The 1554-nt window shown below is 60.7% G+C and carries 1 pseudogene; it reads right to left on the bottom strand.

The window, feature by feature from the left end:
- Positions 1 to 1554 (bottom strand): annotated as a pseudogene (locus HFK74_RS33385) (hypothetical protein); the annotation flags it as partial.

The raw sequence follows: 1554 nt of genomic DNA, 5'->3' as shown, positions 1-1554 counted from the left end.
AGCCAGTTCAAGTGCGGCGTCGAGCCGCTATGGCCGAGGAGCTCATCCAGGGCGTCCCAGATCTTCGGCTGCTGAAACCATTCGCTTTCCTTGTACAGGATCATCTGCGAAATCGACTGCGCATACGCCGGCAGCTTAAGGGCCGCTTGCAGTTCAGTGGCTGTCATCTTGCCGTCTCGGTTGCGATCGATGATCGCGTACAACCGGCTTTTCATCGGGCCCTTGTCGTCTTTTTCGGCAATGGGGCGATAACGCTCGTGTTGTGCTTCGGTGAAACGGTCGACGGCGCTGAGAAAAGAGGCCATCAAGTGTTTGGGTCTGCTGTAGTCGATGATGACGTCATAGCCTTCCCAGGCCCAGGGACTGACCCAGGGCGTTACGCCAATCTCTTCACACACCCAGCCATCGAGAAGATTGTTGTCGGCGTCGTGAAGCAGGTTTTCCAGGTGATACCAGGTGCGCGCTTTGCGGGTCGGGTTCGCAGGCACCTGGATTTTTCGATCCGCCGGCAGGTCATCAAGCAGCTTCTTGGGGATCAGCAGGTCGGCCGCACTGCGCGGGCTGGAATCACTGGCCATCTGCATTTGCGCAGCGGTATGTCCTTCTGGCGCCACCACGGGTGTGCCCTTGGCGAGCTTCAGCCAGGTCCTGTCTTTTTCCGGCAGGTGCTGCGCCCAAGCCCGGCTGGCTTCGATGAACGCCTCGACGTCATCACCGCTGAACGTTTCCAGGTGCAGCTTCTGTTCCGGCTGATCCGCGTCACAGTCCTGATACAGGCCGAGGTGGCCGATCAAGTCTCCGACCTTGATCGCGACGGGGGTGTCGAGGACCATTATCCGATCTGTCGCCAGCGGTTCCAGCACGCTTTGCAGCGCAGCGAACTGTACCCACTGCGTGACCCGTTCCAGTTTGCGAAATTCGCCTTCACCGCTGACGGTGACGACCGTGCCTTTGGGCAACTCGCTGATTTCCTTGCGGTGCAGGCTCGCTTCCGGGCGCACCTTGAGTGCATCTCTAGCCGTTTCGATGCGATGCTCGCCGTTCACCACCGAGTGCAGGAACCGGGACGCAAGGTAACCGCGCAGCGAGCCATCGGCGTTGCTCAGGCTGGCCGGGCCCAGGTGATTTTCCAGGCGGCGGTAGTCGCCGTCGCCGCTGATGATCACCTCGGCGCCGCGGGGCAAGAAGTCAGCGATCTTGTCGGACCGGGGGCGGTAGTAAACGTACGCGCCGCGTTGTTCGGGATCGTCAGGATGCGGATCGTTCGCCGTGGCCTTGACCCGGTGCACTTCGCCCCAGAATCCCGGGCGCGCCAGGGTCGGATCGTCGTCATACTTCACCCAATCCTGCAGGTGCAGGTACAGGCTGTAGAAGATCAGGCACGGGGGTGCCTCCGTGTTGTCCTGGATCGCTGGCGGCTGCAGGCGATGGCGGACCAGCACGAAGTTACGCGAGAAGGGTTTTTCAACTTCTTCATTGACGAAGTACGTCGTTTTCGGCGAATACGTATCGATGCGGTAAGCCACCACTTCGCCGTCGGCCAGGCAGTGCACG

Source organism: Pseudomonas sp. SbOxS1 (assembly GCF_013416725.1).
Lineage (GTDB): Bacteria > Pseudomonadota > Gammaproteobacteria > Pseudomonadales > Pseudomonadaceae > Aquipseudomonas.
The sequence above is the reverse complement of the archived record's forward strand: the minus strand, read 5'-3'. Positions and strand labels throughout refer to the sequence as shown.